The organism is [Clostridium] citroniae WAL-17108 (assembly GCF_000233455.1).
GTDB lineage: Bacteria > Bacillota > Clostridia > Lachnospirales > Lachnospiraceae > Enterocloster > Enterocloster citroniae.
Window position 1 is genome coordinate 93,746 of sequence record NZ_JH376433.1, and the last position, 17,146, is coordinate 110,891.

Here is a 17,146-nt window from a genome sequence, read left to right on the forward strand (position 1 = left end):
CATGATGGGGGAACTCTCCTTATCCGGGACGCCGGAGAACAAATCGAAAGAGGAATGGGCCAACCTGCAGAATGAAGAACTGAGGGGAATCCTCAGCAGTATTCCCGGCGGGCTGGGCGTGTACCAGTATGACGGGGAACGCATTACGCCGGTCTTTCATAACCCTGCGTTTTATGCCATTATGGGGTATTCACCGGAGCATGCCCGGCAGGCGGAGCGGGAAATGACGTATCTGGGTGTGCACCCGGACGATATTCCAGTGTTAAACGGGCATGTGCAAAAGGCGCTCCGGGATAACGGGCGGCTGGAATACACGTGCCGCCTGTGGAATGATGAGCGCCAGGAGTACCGCTGGCTGCACACCACAGGTGTAGCCAAGCCCTGGAAAAACGGGAAAAAGCTGCTGTACAATATTTATGATGATGTAAGTGAACAGCATCAGCTCAAGGAGGAACTGGTCTCGGCCAATGAGAAAACCCAGAATATCATAAACGCAATCCCTGGCGGCATTGCCATCTACCGGGTCTCGGATATTTTTGAGACAGTATATTTCTCCGATGGCGTTCCGGCCCTGTCCGGTTACTCAGTGGAAGAGTACAGGGATCTGGTCCAACAGAATGCGGCACTTATGATCTATGAGGAAGATCTGGGACTGGTGGAAGCAAAGGCAAGGGAGATTATTAAAAGCCGCAAAACGGCTGTGATGGAATTTCGCAAAAAACACCGTAACGGCTGCCTGGTATGGGTCCGGGCCCAAGCCAAGTGGATGGGCGAGGATGGAGGGTATCCGCTGCTTCACTGTGTTTTCCACAATATTTCAGACCTCAAGGACGCGCAGTTTGAGATGGAGCAGCTGTTGAATTCCATTCCCGGCGGGATTGCCAGTTACCGGTTGGAGGAAGATCGTCTGATCCCTGTTTTTTATTCAGACGGAGTACCGGCCTTGTCCGGCCACAGCAGAGAGGAGTATGACACCCTGGTGGGTGAAGATCCCCTCTCTGCCGTCTATCCTCTTGACCGGGAAAGGGTAAGGGACTCTGTAACCGCGGCGCTGCTCAGCGGAGAAGTCCTGGATGTCTCCTACCGGATGTATCACAGGAATGGAAAACTGATCTGGCTTCATATGAGAGGCCGGCGCATGGGTCCGTTAACCGAAACAGCCAGATTCTATGCGGTGTTTACAGGCATGTCGGAGGAGACCCGCCTGTTCCAGAATATGGCCAACGACACCGCGGACGGCATTTACGTGATTGGAAAAGACAATTATGAGCTGTACTATGTAAACGAGTCCGAGGATCTGTTTGCCAAAGACCGTTCCTGTCTGGGACAAAAGTGCTATACTGCGCTTCACGGCAAAAATGAACCATGTGAATTCTGTACGTTGAGAAGCCATAAGCCGGACGGGAAAGAACACGAAATGGTCATAAAAGATACCGGCAAGATCTTTACCACACACTTTCGGGAAATAGACTGGAATGGAATACCGGCCTATGTGAAATATATCCGTGATGCCACAGAGGAGGCTGAGATGCGCAGGGAACGTGACCGTCTGGAACAGCATTTTCAGAACATGCTGAAAAATCTGCCCGGCGGTGTGGCTGTGGTCCGATATGAGGAGGATGGGAGTATGGTCCCTGAGTATATCTCAGAAGGCCTTGCGGCCACCACTGGAATGTCTTTGGAGGAAGCCTGGGCGCTCTACCGGAAAGATGCACTGACCGGTGTCCATCCGGACGACCGGGAGCATGCGCTGCAGCAGTTGTCCGAGTACCTTGCCAGCGGCAGGAAACGCTGGGAGATCGAATACCGGCTGTTGAATGGTTCCGGGGACTATGTATGGGTCAAGAATACACTGTCCCTCATTCAGCACAGAGGCGGGGAGCGGAGGATCTATTCCGTCTACAGTGATATGACAAAAGAACGGGAGGAAAGGGCCCGCGTCCGGCAGCAGTATAACGACCTGATCCTGCAGCATTATCAGAAATCTGATCCCAACGCGCTGGTGCTGGGCCACTGCAACATCACACAAGATTATATTATAGAGATCATAGACCGGACCGGTATGGACCTTAGAAAGACCTTCGGCTCTGTCCGTGAGGAATTTTTCACCGGTCTTTCCACCCTGATCCCAGATAAAAAGGAACAAGAGGGATTCCTGCATATCTACCTGCGCGAACCGGCCCTGGCCGCCTTTGAACGGGGAGAACTGGAACATACAAATGAATACTATGTGGAACTGCCCCATGAGGAGAGCGGCCGGTATATACAATTTAAGATGCACATGGTTTCCACACCTGACAGCGGGGATGTTACCGGAATTTTGACGGTAAGGGATATCACGGAGCAGACGGTTTCTCACCGGATCCTGCATCAGCTTTCGGTTACCGGTTATGATTTTGCAGCCGATCTGGATCTGACACGGGACACCTACAAGATCCTGTCCCTGGACGCCAACGCCCGATTTGTGCCTCCCAAACAGGGAAACCATTCCCAGTGGACAGAATATATGATGGAGAACCGGGTCGTTCCAAAGGACCGCAAGCAATATTGGAACAGTCTGAACCTGGACCAGATGGCCCGGCGCCTGAAACAGGAAGGCGCCTATACATTTTCTTTCTCCCTGATTGATGATGATGGGGATATCAGGACCAAGAACATGACGGTTTCCTCCATTGACCTTCGGCTGGGACGGGTCTGCCTGTCCAGAACAGACATTACAGAGTCTATCCGGGAACAGCAGCGCCTGCTGCGGGTGATCGCCTATACCTGTGAACTGGCAGGTTTCATTGACGTTTCCACAGGCAGTCTTTCCATGTATACCAGGCAGATGGTCTTAGAGAACCTTCCGCCCCATACGGCACCGGATTATAACGGAGTATTGGATAATTTGGTAGGTTACTACGAAGCAGCAGCGGACCGCAAGGCCATAAAACGGCAATTTTGCCTGGAAACCCTGATGGATCAGCTGGAGGAAAAACCGGAGGGCTATGATCTTGTTCTGCCTTATCAGTGGAAGAACAGTTTGCGGTACAAACAGGTCAATGTATTGTGGGGAGACCAGAACCACCGGACGGTCTGTCTGGTGCGGTCTGATGTGACGGAAATGCTGGCCGCAGAGCGGGCATCGAAAGCAGAGCTGGAGCGGGCGTTGTCGCTGTCCAGGGAAGCCAGCCGGGCCAAAAGCGATTTTTTGTCAGCAATGAGCCATGACATCCGCACCCCTATGAATGCCATCATGGGAATGACCACCCTGGCAAACGCCAATATAGGCGATCCCGACCGTGTACAAAGCTGCCTGCAGAAGATAGCCACATCTTCCAAGCATCTGCTGAGCCTGATCAATGATATCCTGGACATGAGCAGGATCGAGCAGGCCAAGATCAGACTGAACCGGGAGCGGATCTGCCTGCCCAAACTGACCCAACAGGTATCGGAGATCATAGAGACTCAGGCGGATGAGGCCGGACTGCGGTATGACGTCCGGATCGGCAGGATACATACCCCGTATTTCTATGGGGACGCCCTGCGCATCAGCCAAATTTTGATCAACATCCTGGGAAACGCGGTAAAGTTCACGCCAATGGGGGGAACCATAGGATTTTCTGTGGAGGAGCTTTCCCCTGCAAAAGGGAAACACCAGGCATGCTATCGCTTTACGGTCAGCGACACCGGGATCGGAATGTCGGGCGAAACCCAGGCGCAGCTGTTTGAACCATTTATCCGAAGCAATGCGGTGTCCAGGGTAGAGGGGTCCGGGTTGGGTCTGAGCATTGTCAAGGGATTGGTGGATCTGATGAATGGGACTATATCCGTACAGAGCGAACTGGGAAAGGGTTCCGCCTTCACGGTAGAGTTGGAAAGCGAAGCCGCACCGGCCCCGAAGGATGAGGGGATTGAAACAGAAAAGTTGGAGGAACCGGCGGGCCGGCCCTTTGCCGGATGCCGATTCCTGGCGGCGGAAGACAATGAGCTCAATGCTGAGATTCTGTGTGAGATCCTTCGGATGTACGGGGCGCGGTCCGAGGTTAAAGGAAACGGGATACAAGTGTTGGATGCATTTTTTGCCGCAGCCCCCGGAACCTATGACGCGATCCTTATGGATATCCAAATGCCGGAGATGAACGGCTATGAGGCGGCCCGGGCCATCCGGTCCGCCGACCGTACCGATGCCGGGACGATCCCGATCATTGCCATGACCGCCAACGCCTTTGAGGAGGATATCAGGGCCGCTATGGAGGCAGGAATGGACGCACATATCGCAAAGCCTGTGGATATAGAAGTACTGAAGACAACATTAGGCAAAACGCTGGCAGGCAGCCGGGAAAGGAATATGACGTGAGGCTAGGAAAAACGAAAAGATTCCCAAATCCATCAAAACACCTGACAGGGATGCTGGCAATGGGCCTGGCCATAGGGGTCCTGGTCACCTTACTGTTGTTTATACGCGCTTACCAGAAATTAAATGCATCCATCCTGAATGAACGGGTGGAGGCAGTGCAGCAGTTAGGGTTTCTTCTCTCCGACAAGGTGGCCATGCTAAAGGATGCTTACGCGGATGAGACCAGGCAGCTGGCTTTCATGCTGGAGAATTCCCAAGTGACCAGCAGGGAGGAGATGCGCCGCATGTTTTCCGGCAGCGGTGATATCCTGCTGGTGACGGCAGCCGGAAATCTTCAGGCAATGGACGGGAGAATGTGGATCATTAAAGATGATGATCTGCGCATCAATGTCTCTCAGGGGACAAATGTGGAATCTTCCTTTGCAACGATCCAGACACAGGGGGACTTTTGGCTTTTTTCCCTGGGATTAAAAGGCGTAACCCTGGACGGGGAGGAGATCGCGGGCCTTGTTAAGCCGGTGAATGCGCAGGAATACGCCGATATTGCCACCATCCCCCTCTACAATGGGATGGGGGCTTCCTATGTGATAGACAGAGATGGGCGTATCGTGATGCGGCCCAATGCAACGGAGGCCAATGATCTGTTTAATGGGTATAACCTGTACAGTATCATGGCAAAAGAAGGCGTAAGCCTTACGGAGCTGGAACAGCTGAAAACAGCGGTAGCCCAGGGGCAGTCCTTCCAGTTTGTCACATCCATGCGGGACATGACATGGCTGATCCAAAGCGTCAGCACAGATGCGAATCGCGGGATCATAATCGCAGTTCCCATCTCGGTCACTGCAAAGGATACCTATGGTCAGATGCGAAGCGTTATTTTCCTTATTACCCTAGTGGTGCTGTTCCTGGCCGCCCTGGTGCTTTCCGCCCTGGTGCTGATGATCAAGCGGAACCAGGCGGTAAGCCTGGAGCAGGCAAAAGCCAGGGCGAAAAATGATTTCCTGGACAAGATGTCCCATGATATCCGTACCCCATTAAATGCCATCATAGGAATGCATGAACTGGCCCTGGGTTCCCCGGATGATCCGGGTCTGGTAACAGACTGCCTGAAGAAAGCAAAGATGTCCAGCGAATATCTGGTTTCTGTGATCAATGATGTGCTGGATATGAGCAAGATCGAGAGCGGGAAAATGACTGTCAGCAACCGGCAGTTTAACATGGAGGAGCTGCTGGACCACGTGATGCAGATGGAAGAGAACCCTGCCAGGGAGAAAAGGCTGTCCCTGTTTCTTGACCTGGAAAGCCCCATTGATACGGATTTCATCGGTGACCCGCTGCGCATACGCCAGTGCCTGATCAATCTGGTATCCAATTCAATAAAATTTACACCGGAGAGCGGGGAAATCCATCTGTCCTACCGGGTGGAGCCCATAGATGAAACATACTGCCTGGGCCGGTTTAAGGTACGTGATACCGGTATCGGCATGAGTGAGGACTTCCTTGAGCGGATCTTTACACCCTTTGAGCAGGAGTATTCTTCACTTACCAGTTCCTATGTGGGAAGCGGGCTGGGCCTCTCCATTGTAAACAGCCTGGTATCCCTGATGAATGGAACGATCTTTGTTGAAAGTGATTTGGGGCATGGAAGCTGCTTTACCATTTCACTGCCCTTGCCCATGGCCCCCAAGTCAGCCGCCTCCAGGCCGGTAATGGATGAAGAAGGACTTGTGGAGCAATTAAAGGACAGGAGGGTCCTGGTAGCCGAGGACAACGATATCAACAGAGAAATCATCTCTCTGATGCTGGAAAAATTGGGCCTTGCGGTTGACACCGCGGTCAATGGCCGGGATGTATTGAACAAATTTACGCAGTCTTCTCCGGATTCCTATTCCATGATCCTGATGGACATCCAGATGCCTGTTATGGATGGCCTGGAGGCCGCAAGACAGATACGTGCGTCCGCCCGTCCGGACCGCAGGATCCCCATTGTAGCGCTTTCCGCCAATGCCTTTGACGAGGATACACAGCGCTCGCTGGATGCAGGGATGCAGGCGCATCTGGCAAAGCCCGTGGACATCATTGAGTTAAAACGGATACTCAAACTATATATAAAGTGAGGACAAAGGATGCAAAACAGATGTCTTAGAAAAACAAGAAGAGCAGCAGCCCTGACGGCCGTATTGCTTTTGTTGGGAGGATGCTCCCAACAGGCTCCAACACCCGTATCAGATTCCGGCAGCTATTGGAATCTGACTGCGGACAATGAGATTATCAGCTATGCACCGGTGCAAGCCGGTAAGACGATCATCACTATCGGGAAGTATCAGGCTTTTGATGAAACACCTCTTGAAAATGCCATCGAAGCTGAGTTCCCGGATCTGGACATCATTTTTGTGGAGTCTCTTGGGGGATCGGATCCCATTGCCTATATGGCCTTACAAAGCCAGGCTGATGCCCTTCCGGACCTGATGCTCTCCACCCGGTCGGCACCGGATAATGAGTTTTTATACGACTTGTCGGCAGAGAGTTTTGTCAGCCGGTACAACCTTTCCTCACTGAATGTCATGGATATCGGAGGAAAGCTTTTCCAGATTCCAGCAGCCAATACGGTCATCGGCATTGCTTATAATAAGACCTTGTTTGAACAGAACGGATGGACGGCGCCCGAGTCCCTGGAAGAGTTTTATTCGCTGTGCGACACCATTGCCGCAAACGGGATCCGTCCTTTTGTTCCCTGTCTGAAATACTATACCACCTTAGAGTCCATAGGCCTTGGGCTCAGCTATGACAGTGTTTTCTCTGATTTGGAAAAACAGACCCATTACAATGCCTTTATCAGGCAGGAGGCGTCTTGTGAGGGGCTGATGGAGCCTATGTTTGAAACATTGAGAACACTGTATGAAAAAGGCATCATCACGGAAGCGGATTTTTCCTCCAGTGCCACGGAGGTCCGCCACAGCTTATATGCCGGCGAATACGCCATGATGGCCACAAACCTGGATATCGTTGCCCTTTATCAATCGGAACAGCCGGACTGCGAGATCGACTTCATCGGTTTCCCCACCAATACACCGGGAGAGCGTTGGATGCAGATGGTATCAGGGACAAAACTGTCCGCCTCCAAAAAATCCATGGAGGACACGGGAAAACAGCAGATCCTCCTGGATATTCTGGATTACTTCAGCACGGACCAGGGGCAAAGCGCCCTGTTCCAGTCCTTTTCAGGCGTCAGCAGCCTTACCTCCTATCAGCAGAAGGCTGTTTTTGCTTATGAGGATATTCAGACATGTATCCAATCAGGCCGCATTTTCTTTGCAGATTACTTTGGGTCCAATGATGATATTCCTGTGTTCAGGGATTGGACAATGGGTAAAATGGCCATGGCGGAAATGATAAAGGCGGTTGATGATTTTAAGCCCATTGACGAGTTGAAGCTGTTGGAGGAAGATCCCATTGGGACTGCGAAGGAGGCATTTACCAGACTGGAGACCAGCATCTATATGGCGGATGTAATGCAGCAGATTACAGGTGCGGAGATTGCCTTAATGCCCAATAATTATTATTACCGCTCCAATTTTGCGGAGATATTTCAGGGGCCCATTGTTTATCCTGAGAGGTTTATCCTTAAGGGGACCGGCGCCAAGGATTACCTGGCTACTTACCAGATCACCGGCGCCGCGCTGCGGGAACTGTTGGAACACCCGGTCATCAATGGAACACAGGTCAATGTTCTATATGCCCCTGCCGGGCTGAAGCTGGAGTACGCACCCTGGGCGGATATGGATGAAAATGTGCGCAGCATTACCTTGGCTGACGGCACTGCTCTTGACAATGACAGGTTGTACACAGTTGCGGCAAGAGCCGGATGTATCGATGAACAATACATCACCGGACCCGTTAAGGAGTATCCTGAAGCTGGATCCAACCAGGAGATGATGACCGCGGCCATCCGGGCTGCAGGTACGATCAGCCCGGCAAGAGACGGCCGGGTGAGCCTGATCTGGGAATAAACAAATAACCATAAACAAAGATGAATAGAGACAAATAAGAGACACGTAAGAGACAAGTAAGAACAAGTAAGAGGATGGACGGGAAGGGCGGAAGAAGAATATGGGAACCGATTGTGAACGCTATAAAATTGTATATGAGTGCTATGAGTCAAGGATACTGTTTGGTTTCTATGCCTATGACGACCTGCTGCCTCCTGTCCCCACAATATGTAACTATTTCAGAATGCCCATGGCTACGGTACGTTTTGCACTGGCCCGCTTAGAGGAAGCGGGGTATATCCAAATAACGGACCGGAAGCCGGCAAGGGTTGTCTATAAAGCAAATTTACAAAAATACCGCCGGAACATGGCGGAGTATTTTGTGATGCGCAGGGATGGGATCGCAGATCTTCTTGCATCCGGCGGACTTATGCTGTCCCAGCTTATTGAGTCGGAACTGGGAAAATGGGGTGAGGACAACTGGAACTGCCTGAAGGATGATTTATTCCACCCGCATTCCGGAGGGGTATCCGCCGCTGTCCGGTTTTACGCCCTGGTTTTTGAAGGGACGGGGAATCATCTGCTGCCAAACCTTTACTCGGAGATCATACGGTATCTTGGGTTTCCCTATCTGGCGGAGGATGATGCACCGGAACAGGTGAAGGAGGCTGCTTCCCGGGAGGAGGCTTTGGCCTTGTTTCTAAAAAACTTTCAGGCGGACCGCGATTATGCGGTTGCCAAATTGTATGATTTTATCAACAGGGCCGGAGAAGAATTTTCTTTGACAGAGGAAGAGCAGATCCCGTTTCGTTGGAATGTTTACCGGAACCGGCCTCAGATGAGATATACGGCGGCTTCTTTTATCATACAGGAGATCATTGGCGGGCAATACCCTGTGGGCAGCTATCTGCCCTCCCTTCCCCTTCTGGCGCAGCAGCATGAGGTGGGCATCAATACGGTGCGCAGGGCCCTTGAGATCCTGAACAAGATGGGAGTGACCGAGACCTTTCACGGAAAAGGGACGCTGGCCTGTATGAAACCAGCGGAGATTGATTTTACAGATCCCGACCTGAGTGAGGGGCTTCACCTGTTTATGGAGAGCCTGCAGATGCTGGCCCTGACCATACAGCCTGTCCTGCTCCATGTTCTGGATACATCCGCGCCGGAACAGAGGAAAGCCCATATACGGAAGTATGCATATTTGAGAAAAAAACAGGAGAGTTACCGGGGGATCGATGTGTGTATGCGTTTTATTGAGGAAGTCTGTCCTATGGCCTTTATTCGGGAATGCTACCGGAAAATACGGGAACTTCTGGCCTGGGGATACCCGATTGCCATCCTGCGGGCCAAGGAAGAAGGGCGGAGCATCCATGAAATTTACGCAGGATCAATGGAGAGGATCGAGACTTATTTGGAGAAAGGGGATGATCTGGCTGTTTCAAACGAGTGGAAGCAGGTTCTGGAGGCTGACGTAAAAGCCTATGTCCCCAGATGCTTCCCATAGGCGTCCTGGGACGGGCAGATAATGAGCGCCCGCTGTATGCCGGATTTTGATTCCAATAAACCGTGATGTCATTTACTGCGGTGTTGAGGATCCCATACGCGGCTACACAAGAAAGAAACTGGAGTATCGCTATTATGACCGAGATGAGCAGATGGTCCTTTTATCCAGAACCGACCTGACGGACCTTTATCTGGAGCAGCAGAGGCAGCAAAAGGAATTACAGGAGGCGCTGAAAACAGCGGAAGAAGCCAACAGGGCCAAGAGTCAGTTCTTTTCCAACATGTCCCATGACATCCGTACGCCTATGAATGCCATTGTAGGATTTGCCACCCTTTTGGAGAGGGAGGCATCCAACAAGGAGAGGGTGCAGGAATATACGGAAAAAATCCTTAACTCCAGCAAGCTGCTGTTATCATTGCTCAATGATGTTTTGGACATCAGCCAGATTGAAAGCGGAAAAGCCGTGCTGAATATCTCCATGATCAGTATTTTAGAATTGGTGAATGAACTGGATACCATGATACGTCCCCAGGCACAGGCACGGAAACAGGAGTTCCATGTGCAGATAGAGCCAATGGCACACCGGTATTTCTCAGGAGATAAAATACGCATCACCCAGGTTCTGATGAACATACTAAATAACGCGGTCAAATATACACCGGATGGCAGGCGGATTGACTTTATGGTCAGCAGTTCAATACATCGGGCCGATGATCAGGGGGAGATCTGTTTTGTGGTCAAAGATACCGGCATTGGAATTGCACCGGACTTTGTAAAAGATCTGTACGAACCTTTTTCCAGAGAGTCCAATCCAGTTGTGGACCGAATCCAGGGAACAGGGCTGGGTCTGTCCATAACCAAGGATCTGGTGGAGTTGATGGGCGGCGTGATTCAAGTGGACAGTGAGAAGGGAAAGGGAAGTACATTCACAGTCCGGTTCCGGTCACAGGTCTCCGAAGAAAGCAGCATTTCTCCCAGGACAGAAGGAAGAGAAGGGCAAAAAGCCGCCGCGGCCGGCTATCTGCCCTTGCAGGGAATCCGTGTATTGGCAGCCGAGGACAATGAACTGAATGCCAAGATCCTCTCAGAACTATTGCGCATAGCGGGCGCAGAATGCGAAATTGTCCCCAACGGACAGGCAGCGGTCCGGCGTTTTCAGGAATTACAGCCGGGCGGATGTGACCTGATCCTGATGGATGTCTGCATGCCGGTTATGGACGGATGTGAGGCAGCCTGCAGGATCAGACAGCTGGACTGCGAACAAGCCGGGACCATACCCATCATTGCCATGACCGCCAATGCCTTTACGGAAGATGTCAGGAAGGTATTGGATGCCGGGATGGATGCCCACCTTTCCAAACCTGTGGATGTGGAAAGACTGATCAGTACCATTCGGAAGTATGTGTATTCGTAGGTATTTGCAGCAGCACGCGGATTCCGGTAAAAGGATCATTTCGCCCCATGTGCGGTTGCCAAATCAACATAACATTTGCTATGTTTTGTTATATAGAAAAGCCTGGGGATTTTTGTCCTCAGGCTTTATAACACATCTTTATATTGATCTAAAATACTGCGTCTTCATGACTGCTAACCTTTGCTTTTTCCGGAAGGATCAGCAGTAATCCAATCACGGAGAATGGATCAGATCCTCCAGTGTGATCCCATCCAGATAATCGTTGATCAATGTGTCCAGCTTCTGCCACACAGGCCGTGAGAGGCATGTTTCGCGCCGGGAGCATTCCCCAAAGGATTCCTCCACGCAGGCCACGGGCGCCAGACTTCCCTCTGTGAGGCGCAGGATCTCACCCAGGGTATACTCGCCGGGCTCCTTTGTCAGGCGGTAACCGCCGCCTTTTCCCCGCAGACCGGTGAGCAGATGATTTTTCACCAGCACCTTTAGTATGATCTCCAGATACTTTTCAGAAATATCCTGGCGGTTGGCAATTTCTTTTAATGGAACATACCGGTCCGTTGTCTGCTGGGCCAGGTCCAGCATGACCCGCAGTGCATAACGCCCCCTTGTGGAAATGATCATTCCATATCCCTCCCTCTGATGATCCAAATCTTATATTCCTATTATACAACAGGGGAAATAGGAATATCAATAGCAAATATAATTATAAACCTATTGACAAAGTAGGTTTATAATATTATGATGTTTATAAACCAAGTGAATTAGTAGGTTAATATAATAAAACGAAAATAGCGGGAGATGGAGGACAACTATGTCAAATCAATTGCTGGAAATAAAAGGACTGTCTGTTCATGTGGAAGATAAAGAAATTCTTCATGGAATCGATCTGGAGATCAAAAAAGGGGAGACTCACGTACTCATGGGGCCTAACGGGGCTGGAAAATCCACCTTGGGCTACGCGCTGATGGGAAACCCGCGCTATGAAGTGACGGCGGGAGCGATCCGGTTTCAGGGAAAGGAGATCACCCGGGAGGCGCCGGACAAACGTGCCAGGGAAGGGATGTTCCTATCCTTTCAAAACCCTGTGGAAGTTCCCGGGCTGACGCTGGGAACATTTATCCGCAATGCCATGGAACAGCGCAGGGGAGCCAGGGTACGGCTTTGGGACTTCCGAAAAGAGCTGGAAAAGGCCATGGAGCTGCTGCAGATGGACCGGGCTTATGGTGACAGGGACCTGAATGCAGGTTTTTCAGGCGGTGAGAAAAAGAAGGCGGAGATCCTTCAGATGCTGCTCTTAAAGCCCAGCCTGGCGATCCTGGATGAGACGGATTCCGGCCTGGATGTGGATGCGGTCCGCACCGTGTCCCAGGGTGTAAAGGAGTACCAGAAGGACCGGGACGGAGGATTGCTCATCATTACCCACAGCACCCGGATCTTAGAATCCCTGCAGGTGGATAAGACCCACATCATGGTGGATGGCAGGATCGTAAAGACAGGGGACGCATCCCTGGTGGAACGGATCAACCGGATGGGGTTTGAACAATTTTTGGATGAGGCGGACCAGAATTCCCTGTGCCCGGAAAGGATGGAGGACAGCGATGGAAGAAAAAACATATGTAGATGATATAGACAGAAGCATATATGATATCCGGAATGAGGAAAGGGATTCCTACCGCATTGAGGAGGGGCTGAGTCCGGCCATTGTGGAACAGATCTCAAAGGAAAAAAAGGACCCTCTATGGATGGAATTGTTCCGCCTTCAGTCCCTGCAGATCTATAACAACATGAATATACCGGACTGGGGACCGTCCCTGGACGGCCTGGATATGAACCATATCGCCACCTATGTGCGTCCCAACACCGGTATGAGGGCTAAGTGGTCTGATGTGCCGGATGAGATCAAGGACACCTTTGAGCGCCTGGGGATCCCTCAGGCGGAGCGAAAGTCCCTGGCAGGGGTAGGCGCCCAGTATGACTCGGAATTGGTATACCACAATGTGCGCCGGGAGGTGTCGGAGCAGGGCGTGGTGTACACGGACCTGGAGAGCGCATTAAAAGGCGGATATGGGGACATGGTGAAAAAACACTTTATGAAGCTGGTGAAGCCTTCCGATCATAAGTTTGCGGCCCTTCACGGAGCAGTCTGGTCAGGCGGTTCCTTTGTCTATGTGCCGCCCGGTGTTACCGTGGAAATACCCCTGCAGTCCTACTTCCGGCTCAACGCCCCCGGAGCCGGGCAGTTTGAACATACGCTGATTATCGTGGACGAGGGCGCCAGCCTTCATTTTATCGAGGGCTGCTCAGCGCCCAAGTACAATGTGGCCAACCTCCACGCCGGATGTGTGGAGCTGTTTGTGGGCAGGAATGCAAAGCTGCGCTATTCCACCATTGAAAACTGGTCAAAGAACATGTACAACCTGAATACCAAGCGTGCCCAGGTGGAGGAAGGAGGGACCATTGAGTGGGTATCCGGTTCCTTTGGATCCCATGTTTCTTACCTTTATCCCATGAGTATCTTAAAGGGACGCGGCGCCAGGATGGAATTTACAGGGATAACATTTGCGGGACAGGGACAGAACCTGGATACCGGTGCAAAGGTGGTCCACGCCGCTCCGGAGACCACCTCCTACATAAATACAAGATCCATATCCAAAAGCGGGGGCGTAAGCACCTTCCGAAGCTCCGTGGTGGTAGCCAAGGGAGCAAAAAACAGCAAAGCCGCTGTTTCCTGCCAGTCGCTGATGCTGGACCGGATCTCCCGGTCGGACACCATCCCCGCCATGGATATACGGACCCCGGACGCGGATATCGGGCATGAGGCAAAGATCGGACGGATCAGCGATGAAGCTGTCTTTTACCTTATGTCCAGGGGAATGAGTGAGGAGGATGCCAGAGCCTTGATCGTAAGCGGTTTTGCGGACAATGTATCCAAGGAACTGCCTCTGGAGTATGCAGTGGAAATGAATAACCTGATCCGGCTGGAGATGAATGGGAGTATAGGGTAATGGGAGCGATAAGATCAATACGTTTGACAGGCTTGATGGGATCACAGGTTTTCCCCGGAAAGCGGAAAGGAGGTCCCCTATGGGACTTGGACTAAATTTAAAAGTAAACAGGCTCCCTGCCAGGACATGGAACTGGCTGGACATGAATGAGGCAAGCCTGAAGCAGATAGAAGCAGGAGATGAACACACGGTCATAACAGAAGGGATTGCAAAAGAAGTTACGGGAACAGAGGCCTGGCAAAAGGAGTTCTCAGCCATCGCCACAGGAATGGGCGCAGATATGGACCGTCTGGCCAGGGAGGCCAATGTTTCCCCCATACGGATCCAGTCCGCAGCTCAGTCTGCAGCTCAATCCGAATCTCAGTACGGATCTCAGTACGGATCCGGGTCCGGGGCATTCCAGGATAACAGGCGTGCAGCTCTTCACTTTGTCTTTGGAGACGGGAAAAAAAGTTTCCAGCCCGTGGAGATCCTTGTGAGGGAAGGGGAAATGCTGACCGTTGTCATGGATTTTACCTCCGCGCCTGAAGCCGGAGGTTTGGCGGCGGTGCAGACCCGGTTCAGGGTGCAGGCCAATGCCAGGCTTCGCCTGATCCAGATGCAGCTTCTGGGAAGCGGCTATACCATGCTCAATGATATGGGCGGACGCTGTGACACAGGCGCCTCTGCGGAGGTGATCCAGATGTTTTTAGGCGGCGATAAGACCTATGCGGGCTGCCGGACCGATCTGTCCGGCAGGGAAAGCAGTTTAAATGTGGATGTGGGATATTTGGGCAGGGACGGCCAGCATTTTGACATGAACTATGTGGCGGACCATTGGGGAGAAAAGTCTAAAAGCCGGACCCGGGCCAAGGGTGTGCTTTCTGACAGGGCATTTAAACTCTTTCGCGGCACCATTGATTTTAAGGCCGGGTCCGTGGGAGCAGAAGGCGAGGAGACGGAGGATGTGCTGCTGATGGGTGAGGACGCAGTCAACCAGACCATACCCCTGATTCTTTGCGGCGAGGAAGATGTCCAGGGCAGCCATGGCGCTACCATTGGCAGGCTGGATGATGAACTGCTGTTTTATCTCTGTTCCAGAGGTATGAGCCGGCAGGCTGCCAATAAAATGATCACCCGGGCCAGGCTGGATGCTGTCTGCCGCAGGATGGAGGACGGGCCGGCCACACAAATGGTACAGGATTACTTAGAGGAGGTAATAGGAAATGAATCATAAAAATCAGTATCGCAATGATTTTCCCCTTTTAGCGGAAAATCCGCTGGTCTATTTAGACAGCGCGGCCACAGCCCAAAAGCCTTCCTGCGTAATCCAGGCGGAACGTGACTTCTATGAGCGTTACAATGCCAATCCCATGCGCGGTTTCTATGCCCTGAGCCTGGAAGCCACGGACCGGCTGGAAAAGGCCAGGGACGAAGTGAGGCGGTTTATCAATGCGTCATCGGCAGATGAGATCATCTTTACCAGAAATACAACGGAGAGCCTGAATTTGGCGGCTTACAGCTACGGGCTGTCCCATTTGAAGGCCGGAGATGAGATCCTGGTAAGCGTGATGGAGCATCACAGCAATCTGCTTCCATGGCAGATGGCAGCCCGGCAGACAGGGGCAAGCCTGCGCTTCCTTGAATGTGAGGAGGACGGCAGGATCACTCAGGAAAGGCTGGATCAGGCATTTTCCCGCCATACCAGACTGGTGGCCATCGCCCATGTGTCCAATGTGCTGGGCTGCGTCAATCCTGTTAAAGAGATCGTGTCCATGGCCAGGAAGCATGGAGCCGTGGTGGTTTTGGATGCGGCCCAGAGCGCTCCCCACATGCCCATCGATGTCCGGGCGCTGGATGTGGACTTTCTGGCATTCTCCGGCCACAAGCTCATGGGCCCCATGGGCATCGGAGTACTGTACGGAAAACGTGCCCTTTTGGAGGAAATGCCGCCCTTTCTCACCGGAGGGGAGATGATCGACTCCGTTACCAGGACCAACGCCGTATTTGCTCCGGTTCCCCATAAGTTTGAAGCGGGCACGGTCAATGCAGCCGGAGCGTGGGGGATGAAGGCAGCCATGGATTACCTTAAAACCATTGGTTTTGATGAGGTGCACAGGCAGGAATCAGCCCTGACCACCGCGGCTCTGGAAGGACTCAGGCAAATTCCCCATGTACATGTATTAGGGTCTGAGAAACCGGAGGGGCACTGCGGCATACTGACATTTACCATAGATGGGGTCCACCCCCATGATGTGAGTGCCATTCTGGACTCTGACGGGATCGCTGTCCGCGCAGGCCATCACTGTGCCCAGCCGTTGTTTGAATATCTGAAGGTCAGCTCCGCAACCAGGGCCAGCCTTTGTTTTTACAATACCCAGGAGGAGATTGCCGCATTTTTAAGAAGTGTATCCGGGATCAGGAGGAAAATGGGATATGGAGAATAGGAATTTTTACAATGAGATACTGACGGAGCACAACCTCCGTCCCGCCCACAAGCACGACCTGCCGGACGCCAACCTGGTGCTGGAGGGTGTGAACCCCAGCTGCGGGGATGACATCTGGCTCAAGCTGAAGGTGGAGGAGGGCGTGATCCGGGACGGCGCTTTTGTTGGGGACGGATGTGCTGTGTCCCAGGCTTCCGCGGATATGATGCTGGATCTGGTGATCGGGAAAAAGAAGGAGGAGGCCGTGGAACTGGCTGAAAATTTCTTCAGCATGATCCGGGGAACGGCAAAGGAGGAGGAACTTCAGGCCCTGGAGGAGGCCTCGGTCCTGCGGGACATTTCCCATATGCCTGCCCGTGTAAAATGTGCGGTGCTGGGCTGGCGGACATTAAGTGAAATGTTGGAAGAGAATATAAAGTGAAAAAATCCTGGGGAACCGGTTCAGTTCCTCAGGATTTTCCATGTGCTT

The 17,146-nt window shown here is 52.2% G+C and carries 11 protein-coding genes; 10 read left to right on the forward strand and 1 reads right to left on the reverse strand.

Annotation, left to right across the window (positions count from 1 at the left end):
• Nucleotide 1: 1 nt before the first annotated feature.
• The 5 genes from HMPREF9469_RS28945 to HMPREF9469_RS28965 all read left to right on the forward strand — a co-directional run bounded on the left by HMPREF9469_RS28945 (nt 2) and on the right by HMPREF9469_RS28965 (nt 11,246).
• Nucleotides 2–4,339 carry a hybrid sensor histidine kinase/response regulator gene (locus HMPREF9469_RS28945; protein WP_007870970.1) on the forward strand — a complete coding sequence of 1,446 codons (4,338 nt, stop codon included), beginning with the start codon at nt 2–4 and terminating at the stop codon, nt 4,337–4,339.
• Nucleotides 4,336–6,456, forward strand: a complete 2,121-nt coding sequence (locus HMPREF9469_RS28950) for an ATP-binding protein (protein WP_040417684.1) — start codon at nt 4,336–4,338, stop codon at nt 6,454–6,456. Before HMPREF9469_RS28945 ends, HMPREF9469_RS28950 begins: the two co-directional genes overlap by 4 nt.
• A gap of 9 nt (nt 6,457–6,465) precedes the next feature.
• Nucleotides 6,466–8,349 (forward strand): extracellular solute-binding protein, encoded by a 1,884-nt coding sequence (locus HMPREF9469_RS28955; protein ID WP_007870975.1) that lies wholly within the window; start codon nt 6,466–6,468, stop codon nt 8,347–8,349.
• 100 nt (nt 8,350–8,449) lie between these two features.
• Nucleotides 8,450–9,832 (forward strand): GntR family transcriptional regulator, encoded by a 1,383-nt coding sequence (locus HMPREF9469_RS28960; RefSeq protein WP_007870977.1) that lies wholly within the window; start codon nt 8,450–8,452, stop codon nt 9,830–9,832.
• 46 nt (nt 9,833–9,878) lie between these two features.
• Nucleotides 9,879–11,246, forward strand: a complete 1,368-nt coding sequence (locus HMPREF9469_RS28965; protein ID WP_050814502.1) for an ATP-binding protein — start codon at nt 9,879–9,881, stop codon at nt 11,244–11,246.
• Between the two features lie 213 nt (nt 11,247–11,459).
• On the opposite strand, the gene HMPREF9469_RS28970 is transcribed toward HMPREF9469_RS28965, so the two are convergent.
• On the reverse strand, nt 11,460–11,867 hold the full coding sequence (locus HMPREF9469_RS28970) for an RrF2 family transcriptional regulator (RefSeq protein WP_007870983.1): 408 nt from the start codon (nt 11,865–11,867) through the stop codon (nt 11,460–11,462).
• Between the two features lie 190 nt (nt 11,868–12,057).
• Here HMPREF9469_RS28970 and sufC point away from each other — a divergent pair, with 190 nt between their 5' ends.
• The 5 genes from sufC (at nt 12,058) to sufU (ending at nt 17,098) form a co-directional block, all read left to right on the forward strand.
• Nucleotides 12,058–12,870, forward strand: coding sequence for a Fe-S cluster assembly ATPase SufC (gene sufC, locus HMPREF9469_RS28975; RefSeq protein ID WP_007870986.1), 813 nt, complete (start codon nt 12,058–12,060; stop codon nt 12,868–12,870).
• Nucleotides 12,845–14,251: a Fe-S cluster assembly protein SufB gene (gene sufB, locus HMPREF9469_RS28980; RefSeq protein ID WP_007870989.1), complete on the forward strand. Its 1,407-nt coding sequence runs from the start codon at nt 12,845–12,847 to the stop codon at nt 14,249–14,251. The genes sufC and sufB overlap by 26 nt, the downstream gene beginning before the upstream one ends.
• A 79-nt stretch (nt 14,252–14,330) precedes the next feature.
• A complete protein-coding gene (locus HMPREF9469_RS28985) occupies nt 14,331–15,467 on the forward strand; it encodes a SufB/SufD family protein (RefSeq protein WP_007870992.1) in 1,137 nt (378 codons plus the stop codon).
• Nucleotides 15,457–16,677 (forward strand): aminotransferase class V-fold PLP-dependent enzyme, encoded by a 1,221-nt coding sequence (locus tag HMPREF9469_RS28990; RefSeq protein ID WP_007870995.1) that lies wholly within the window; start codon nt 15,457–15,459, stop codon nt 16,675–16,677. The genes HMPREF9469_RS28985 and HMPREF9469_RS28990 overlap by 11 nt, the downstream gene beginning before the upstream one ends.
• A complete protein-coding gene (gene sufU, locus HMPREF9469_RS28995) occupies nt 16,667–17,098 on the forward strand; it encodes a Fe-S cluster assembly sulfur transfer protein SufU (RefSeq protein ID WP_007870997.1) in 432 nt (143 codons plus the stop codon). The genes HMPREF9469_RS28990 and sufU overlap by 11 nt, the downstream gene beginning before the upstream one ends.
• The last annotated feature ends 48 nt before the right edge of the window (nt 17,099–17,146 follow it).

Coding starts and splice junctions, on each gene's coding strand:
- HMPREF9469_RS28945 (WP_007870970.1), top strand. CDS start 2: ATGATGGGGGAACTCTCCTTATCCGGGACGCCGGAGAACAAATCGAAA.
- HMPREF9469_RS28955 (WP_007870975.1), top strand. CDS start 6,466: ATGCAAAACAGATGTCTTAGAAAAACAAGAAGAGCAGCAGCCCTGACG.
- HMPREF9469_RS28960 (WP_007870977.1), top strand. CDS start 8,450: ATGGGAACCGATTGTGAACGCTATAAAATTGTATATGAGTGCTATGAG.
- HMPREF9469_RS28970 (WP_007870983.1), bottom strand. CDS start 11,867: ATGATCATTTCCACAAGGGGGCGTTATGCACTGCGGGTCATGCTGGAC.
- sufC (WP_007870986.1), top strand. CDS start 12,058: ATGTCAAATCAATTGCTGGAAATAAAAGGACTGTCTGTTCATGTGGAA.
- sufB (WP_007870989.1), top strand. CDS start 12,845: ATGGAAGAAAAAACATATGTAGATGATATAGACAGAAGCATATATGAT.
- HMPREF9469_RS28985 (WP_007870992.1), top strand. CDS start 14,331: ATGGGACTTGGACTAAATTTAAAAGTAAACAGGCTCCCTGCCAGGACA.
- HMPREF9469_RS28990 (WP_007870995.1), top strand. CDS start 15,457: ATGAATCATAAAAATCAGTATCGCAATGATTTTCCCCTTTTAGCGGAA.
- sufU (WP_007870997.1), top strand. CDS start 16,667: ATGGAGAATAGGAATTTTTACAATGAGATACTGACGGAGCACAACCTC.